Raw genomic sequence first — 6,329 nt, 5'->3', positions numbered from 1 at the left:
GGCGGCGCAGCATCTGGTCGGACGTCCAGCGCACGGTGGCGACCGTGGGGATGCCCAGCCGCTGGTAGACCTCGGCGCGGCGGGGCCCTCACCCGTTCGGCGTGCCGGGCGGGAGCCCGGTGTTCAGGCGGCGGTCACCAGCCCCGTGCCGAGGGGCCGGTGCGGGGCGATGGCCCGTCCGTCCGGCAGCAGTTCGCCGGTGTCCTCGAAGAGGACGACCCCGTTGCACAGCAGGCTCCAGCCCTGTTCCGGGTGGTGCGCCACGAGGCGCGCGGACTCCCGGTCCGCGGAGTCGGCTGTCGGGCAGGCTGGCTGGTGCTGGCACATGGGCGGGATCTCTCGCTCCGAGGTGATGGGTGGGTGTGCTGTCCGGTCCGTTCCGCGGCGTGAAGCGTCGTTCATGGCCGCCACCCCCGTGGTGATGAGTCGGTCGGAACCCCAGTGTTGCCCCGCGGGCGCCGATCCGCAGGCATTTCGGCGGACCGCCTCCCACCCGTGGGGAACGTGTCACCCCGGCGGGCGTTCCGGTCCCGCCGTATCCTCCGTCCGGGTGGTCCGGGATGGCCCGGAGGGACTACGCCAGGCGGTCCGCCGGCCGCCGGGGACGTCGCCCCGCCGGCCGGCGCCGTGACCGGATCACCTCACCGCGGGCTCAGGCCGGGGTGTGCAGCAGGGGGGTCCGGGTCACCCGGTGGGTCAGGACCGGCAGCAGCTCGGCGACCTGGTGCGGCCGGTGGGCGGCGATGCCCGGAGGGGCCGGCGCCAGCGGGACGAGCAGGTCGGCGGGGGCGGGGCGGCCGGTGCCGGCGTCGGTGGCGCAGTCGCCGTGCAGCCACAGCGTGAGCATGTACAGGCCGGGCACGGACAGCAGCCGCGGCTGGTAGGGCTGGGGCAGCGACTCCGCCTGGCGCAGGGCGTGTTCGGTCGAGGTGACGTAGGGGCCCTCGAAGAAGTGCGAGAACCTCCAGCCGTCCGCGGTCAGGACGGTCTCCGCCGCCGCCACCGCGACCTCGCCCCGGCGGAGCAGGAAGCGCCAGCCGGTGAGCCGGGTCCGGGTCACGCCCTCGGCGGTGGCCGCCTCCAGGACGTGGACGGGCAGGGCCAGTTCGGGCACGGCCGGGCCCCGGCCGTCGAGCAGGGCGGGGGTGCGGGCCTCGCGGGCCGCGGCGGGCGACGTGAGCGCCGTCTGGACGGTGCGCAGGGCGGGCGCGGGAGCCGGGGGTACATGCAGCGGCATGATGGGTCGCCTCTCATTCGAAGGCACGGCGGCACGAGGGGAGAGCGGGGCGGACGACGCTGTCAGCTCACGAGGTGGGGACGGGAGGAGCCCGGGTCCGGGAGAGCGAAGGGGGACGGGGCCTGCCGGGCGCCGGTGCCGTCGACAGGATCGGTCCCTCGACCGCGGACGCCGGTCTGCTGCCGTATGCGCGAAGTTTATACGACACGTGTTCGGAACGGGTTTCGGGTAGCCGTTCCCGGTAAGGAGAACAAGTGCGTATCAGGTCGTCGATTTGCGGGATAAATCCAGATTTCTGAACGGGTGCGAGTCGATGACCTCGGGGAATGTTCACCGAACGGTCGGCCGAATATCGTCGGCTTTTTCCGCGGTTTACGGGTCGGGACCCCGGAATCCGCATCCCCGTCATGCCCGGTGAATGTGCCACCGGTCACCCGGACACAGCGTAGCGGCTGCCGGGGCCGCATGGGGACGTTATCGATCGCCCGGGCTGGGCATCATCCACCCTGACCGGCGCACCGGCCGCCGGATCAGCCCCGCACCGTCAGGAGAAGGGACGCTTCCATGGGCGAGAAGGTCGTGGCGGGTCAGTTCGACCTGTCCGATCGACAGCGCTACCGCGACAAGCTCCAGCGGTGCCTGACGGGTCTGGAACGGCTTCTGGCGGAGAAACGATTCGACCGCCCCAGGAACCTGATGGGGCTGGAGATCGAACTGAATCTCGTCGGCGCCGACGGGATGCCGAGAATGTTGAATGCGCAAGTCCTCGAACGGATCGCGAGCCGTGACTTCCAGACGGAACTCGCGATGTTCAATCTGGAAGTCAACGTGGCACCGCACCGGCTCGGCGGCCGGGTATTCGACCGGCTCGCCGAGGAGATCCGCACGTCACTGGCGTATGCGGACCGGAAGGCCGGGGAGATCGACGCGGGAATCGCGATGATCGGAATTCTGCCGACCCTCGACCGGGACGACCTGGTCTCCTCCAACCTCTCCGCCGTCGACCGCTACGCCCTGCTCAACGATCAGATGGTGGCGGCCCGCGGAGAGGAATTCACCCTCGACATCGACGGCATCGAGCGCCTCGTCTGCACATCGAAGTCCATCGCCCCCGAAGCCGCGTGTACCTCCGTACAACTCCATCTCCAGGTCACCCCCGACCGCTTCGCGGACGTGTGGAACGCGGCGCAGGCCGTCGCGGGCCCGCAGATCGCCCTCGGCGCCAACGCGCCGTTCCTGTTCGGCCGGGAGCTGTGGCGCGAGTCCCGGCCGCCGCTGTTCCAGCAGTCCACCGACACCCGGCCGCCGGAGCTCCAGGCCCAGGGGGTGCGCCCGCGCACCTGGTTCGGCGAGCGCTGGGTGACCTCGGCGTACGACCTGTTCGAGGAGAACCGGCGGTACTACCCGGCGCTGCTGCCGATCTGCGACGACGAGGACCCGCTGGAGGTGCTGGACGCGGGCGGCGTCCCCCGGCTCGCCGAACTCGTCCTGCACAACGGCACGGTCTACCGCTGGAACCGCCCGGTGTACGACATCGCCGACGGCGTGCCCCATCTGCGCGTCGAGAACCGGGTCCTGCCCGCGGGGCCGACCGTGGTCGACGTCATCGCCAACGCGGCCTTCTACTACGGCGTCGTGCGCGCCCTGGCGGAGGAGCCCCGGCCGGTGTGGACCCGGCTGCCCTTCGAGGCGGCGGCCGCCAACTTCGACGCCGCGTGCCGCCACGGCATCGAGGCCCGCTTCGAATGGCCCCGGCGGGGCAGGCTCGGCGGCACCACCCGGGTCGACGCGGCCGTCCTGGTCCGTGACGAACTGCTGCCGCTGGCCGCCGCCGGGCTGGACGCCTGGGGCGTGGAGCCCGCCGACCGGGACCTCTACCTCGGGGTGATCGAGGAGCGGTGCCGCCGCCGGGTCAACGGCGCGACCTGGCAGGCGGCCACCTTCCACCACGCCCGGGAGACCGGGCTGACCAGGGAGGACGCGCTGGCCGCCACGACACGGCGGTACCGGGAGCTGATGCACGACGGCGCGCCGGTGCACCAGTGGCCGGTGGGCGTCTTCGAGACGACCCCGTCGGGCTGAGGGCGGGCGGCGGGCGCGCGCCGCCCGGGGGCGGATGCCGGGCCCGTCCGCGCCCCCGCCCCCATGCCCGTCCCCGCCCCGCCACCGCACCCGCGCCTGGGCTCCGGGGCGGGCGCGGATGGCGCCCGGACGGGCCGCGTCGCCGGAGAGGCGCCCGGTGGCCCGGCCCGGCCGCGCCCTCGCGGGGCGGTGCCGGTGCGTTTCGCCGGGGCCCGGTGTCCGGCGGCCCATACTGATCGGGCAAGCTGTGATGCCCGGACGAGGCACGTGCGCATGGCGGAGGCGGAACGGTGGCGGAAACATCCCCTGGGCGGGCGTACCCGGAGGAGTCCCTCCCCGTGGACGGGACGGCCCGGCGCCGGATGCTGCGCGACGAGACGGTGCTGGTGCTGGCCCTCTCGCTCGGCGCGAGCGGCGTCTCCGCCCTGATCAGCTTCATCGGCTCGGTCACCCGGCCCGGCGGCCTCAAGGACCAGGCCGCCACCCTCAACGCCTCCGCCGCCCCGGGCCGCCCCTGGCTGGACCTGGCCTGGCAGCTGTTCGGGATCACCACGGCCCTCGTCCCCGTCGCGCTCGTCGCCCACTTCCTGCTGCGCGAACGGCAGAGCCTGCGCACCCTCGGCTTCGACCGCACCCGGCCCCGGCCCGACCTCGGCCGGGGCGCGCTGGTCGCCGCCGCCATCGGCAGCACCGGCATCGCCTTCTACCTGGCCGCCCGCGGCCTCGGCTTCAACCTCACCGTCGTGCCCGAGGCGCTGCCCCCCGTCTGGTGGAAGTACCCCGTGCTGATCCTCTCCGCGGTGCAGAACTCGGTGCTGGAGGAGGTCGTCGTCATCGGCTACCTGCTGCGCCGCCTCGACCAGCTCGGCTGGTCGCCGCGCGCGTCGATGGCGGGCAGCGCGGTGCTGCGCGGGTCCTACCACCTCTACCAGGGCATCGGCGGCTTCATCGGCAACGTGGTGATGGGCGTCGTCTTCGTGTACCTGTACCGCCGGTGGGGCCGGGTGGGCCCGCTCGTGGTGGCGCACTCGCTGCTCGACATCGGGGCCTTCGTGGGATACGGCCTGCTGGCCGGCAAGGTGGGCTGGCTGCCCACGGCCTGAGGGGGCGGGGCCGGGCGGCCGGCGGCGGGCCCGGCGGGGCGCGTACGGGCCCGCGGTGCTCCCCGGGGCGTACGCGCCGCACCGGCGTACGCCCCGTGCCCCGTTCACGGGTCCAGGGCTCCCGTCCCGCCGCCCGGCCCCTGCGGGGACGGCGCTCAGGCCAGGAGTTCGCCGTCGATGACCGTCACCGCGTGCCCGCCGAGCAGGGTGCGGTCGCCGCGCACCTCCGTGCGGACCCGGCCCGTGCGGGCCGAGAGCTGCACCCCGGTGAGCACCGGGCGGCGCAGGCGCTGGGACCAGTAGGGGGCGAGCGCCGTGTGGGCGCTGCCGGTGACGGGGTCCTCGTCGATGCCGACCTTGGGGAAGAAGCAGCGGGAGACGAAGTCGTGGTCCCCGGCGGGGTCCTGGGCGGCGGCGGTGACGATGACTCCGCGGTCCGAGAGCACCGCCAGCGCCCTGAGGTCCGGCGCCAGACCGCGCACCGTCCGCTCGTCCGCGACCTCGACCAGCAGGTCCCCGACGCCCGGCCCGGTGTCCAGGACGGTGAGGGGCTCGGCCCCCAGCGCCCCGGCGAGGCCGGGCGGTGCCGCGACGGGGGTGAGCGGGGCGGTCGGGAAGTCGAGGGTGATCATGCCGTCGTCCCCGGGGAGGGCGGCCACCACACCGCTGCGGGTGGCGAACCGCACCGGGCCCTCGTGGACGCCGGTGGTCCGCAGTACGTGGGCGGTGGCCAGCGTGGCGTGGCCGCACATCGCCACCTCGGTGACGGGCGTGAACCAGCGCAGCGCCCAGTCGGCGTCCCCGCCCTCGGGCAGACGGTGGGCGAACGCCGTCTCGGCGTGGTTGACCTCCCGCGCGATCCGCTGGAGGCGGTCGTCGTCGGGGAAGCCGTCCAGGAGCAGGACTCCGGCGGGGTTTCCGGTGAAGGGCCGGTCGGTGAAGGCGTCGACGATTCGAATGCGCATGCCCTGACGCTAGAGCCTGCGCGGCCGACCGTGCGGGGGAGGGTGCGTCCTCGCGCGTCCGGGGGTCCGGATCAGGCCGTGCGGCGCGGTCCCGTGGGCGCCGGTTGACCCTGACACCGTGACAAGGCCTTCACTGGGGTCCAGGAGGTGGTCCCGATGACCATGCCCCCACGGGGCCCGCGCCCGGACACCCGCACGGACCCGGACACGCACCACCGCACCGACTCGGACACGCACCACATGACCGGCACGGACACGCGGCGGGGCACTCCCGCGCACCGCCACACGGACGCCGACGTCCGGCGCGCGCTCCGGGCACTGGAGCACGGCGACCCGTCGGTCCGGCTGAAGGCGGCGATGGCGGTGGGCACCGCGCCGGACCCGCGGTTCGTGGAACCGCTCGTCGTCCGGTGCGGGACCGAACCCGAGTTCTTCGTGCGCGAGACCCTGACCTGGGCACTCACCCGGCACGCCGACGAGTCGACGGTGCCCCGGCTCATCACCGAACTCGGCTCGGACCGGCCGCGGGCGCGGAGCCAGGCGCTGCACACGCTGTCCAAGATCGGGGACCGGCGGGCCTGGCCCGCGCTCACCCGGGAACTGCTGGCCGACCCCGACGAGGAGGTGGCGCGGGCCGCCTGGCGCGCGGCGGTCGCCCTCGTGCCGGAGGGCGGGCAGGCGGAACTGGCCGGGATCCTCGCGACACGGCTGGGACGCGGGGAGCACCGGACGCGGGCGGGCCTCAGCCGGGCGCTGGTCGCCCTCGGGGAGGCGGTGCTGCCGCTGCTGGCCGCCGCGACGGCCGACCCCGACCCCCGGGTGCGGCGCCACGCCGTCGCGACGGAACGGCTGTGGCACGATCCCGAGACGGGGTTCGAGGCCGCCGTCGAGGAGGCGAAGCGCGTCGTGGCCCTCGGCGGGACCGGACGGGAGGAGTGACCG

At 74.4% G+C, this 6,329-nt stretch carries 6 protein-coding genes and 1 pseudogene; 3 read left to right on the top strand and 4 right to left on the bottom strand.

Going from position 1 to position 6,329, the window contains the following annotated elements; translation table 11 throughout:
* The 3 genes and pseudogenes from ACZ7LB_RS21725 to ACZ7LB_RS21715 all read right to left on the bottom strand — a co-directional run.
* Positions 1-85: pseudogene (locus ACZ7LB_RS21725) on the bottom strand (TrkA family potassium uptake protein); the annotation flags it as partial.
* 38 nt (positions 86-123) lie between these two features.
* On the bottom strand, positions 124-327 hold the full coding sequence (locus tag ACZ7LB_RS21720) for a DUF5999 family protein (RefSeq protein WP_471470387.1): 204 nt from the start codon (positions 325-327) through the stop codon (positions 124-126).
* 325 nt (positions 328-652) lie between these two features.
* Positions 653-1,237 carry a hypothetical protein gene (locus tag ACZ7LB_RS21715; RefSeq protein ID WP_471470385.1) on the bottom strand — a complete coding sequence of 195 codons (585 nt, stop codon included), beginning with the start codon at positions 1,235-1,237 and terminating at the stop codon, positions 653-655.
* Between the two features lie 564 nt (positions 1,238-1,801).
* Between ACZ7LB_RS21715 and ACZ7LB_RS21710 the strand changes: the two genes are divergently transcribed.
* Both ACZ7LB_RS21710 and ACZ7LB_RS21705 read left to right on the top strand, forming a co-directional pair.
* The gene (locus ACZ7LB_RS21710; RefSeq protein WP_471470384.1) at positions 1,802-3,319 is read left to right on the top strand and encodes a glutamate-cysteine ligase family protein; all 1,518 of its coding nucleotides are present in this window, start codon (positions 1,802-1,804) and stop codon (positions 3,317-3,319) included.
* Positions 3,320-3,681: 362 nt separating this feature from the next.
* Positions 3,682-4,422 (top strand): CPBP family intramembrane glutamic endopeptidase, encoded by a 741-nt coding sequence (locus ACZ7LB_RS21705; protein ID WP_471470406.1) that lies wholly within the window; start codon positions 3,682-3,684, stop codon positions 4,420-4,422.
* Positions 4,423-4,577: 155 nt separating this feature from the next.
* Here the strand turns inward: ACZ7LB_RS21705 and ACZ7LB_RS21700 are convergent, their stop codons facing one another.
* On the bottom strand, positions 4,578-5,387 hold the full coding sequence (locus ACZ7LB_RS21700) for a PhzF family phenazine biosynthesis protein (RefSeq protein WP_471470382.1): 810 nt from the start codon (positions 5,385-5,387) through the stop codon (positions 4,578-4,580).
* A 240-nt stretch (positions 5,388-5,627) separates the two neighbouring features.
* Between ACZ7LB_RS21700 and ACZ7LB_RS21695 the strand changes: the two genes are divergently transcribed.
* Complete coding sequence (locus ACZ7LB_RS21695) at positions 5,628-6,326, top strand: HEAT repeat domain-containing protein (protein ID WP_471470404.1); 699 nt, start codon at positions 5,628-5,630, stop codon at positions 6,324-6,326.
* Positions 6,327-6,329: the final 3 nt, after the last annotated feature.

This window comes from Streptomyces sp. NPDC107521 (genome assembly GCF_055598485.1).
The sequence above is the reverse complement of the archived record's forward strand: the minus strand, read 5'-3'. Positions and strand labels throughout refer to the sequence as shown.

Bases quoted from the DNA above. Each gene is read 5' to 3' on its own strand.
- ACZ7LB_RS21720 (WP_471470387.1), bottom strand. From the start codon at position 327: ATGTGCCAGCACCAGCCAGCCTGCCCGACAGCCGACTCCGCGGACCGG.
- ACZ7LB_RS21715 (WP_471470385.1), bottom strand. From the start codon at position 1,237: ATGCCGCTGCATGTACCCCCGGCTCCCGCGCCCGCCCTGCGCACCGTC.
- ACZ7LB_RS21710 (WP_471470384.1), top strand. From the start codon at position 1,802: ATGGGCGAGAAGGTCGTGGCGGGTCAGTTCGACCTGTCCGATCGACAG.
- ACZ7LB_RS21705 (WP_471470406.1), top strand. From the start codon at position 3,682: ATGCTGCGCGACGAGACGGTGCTGGTGCTGGCCCTCTCGCTCGGCGCG.
- ACZ7LB_RS21700 (WP_471470382.1), bottom strand. From the start codon at position 5,387: ATGCGCATTCGAATCGTCGACGCCTTCACCGACCGGCCCTTCACCGGA.
- ACZ7LB_RS21695 (WP_471470404.1), top strand. From the start codon at position 5,628: ATGACCGGCACGGACACGCGGCGGGGCACTCCCGCGCACCGCCACACG.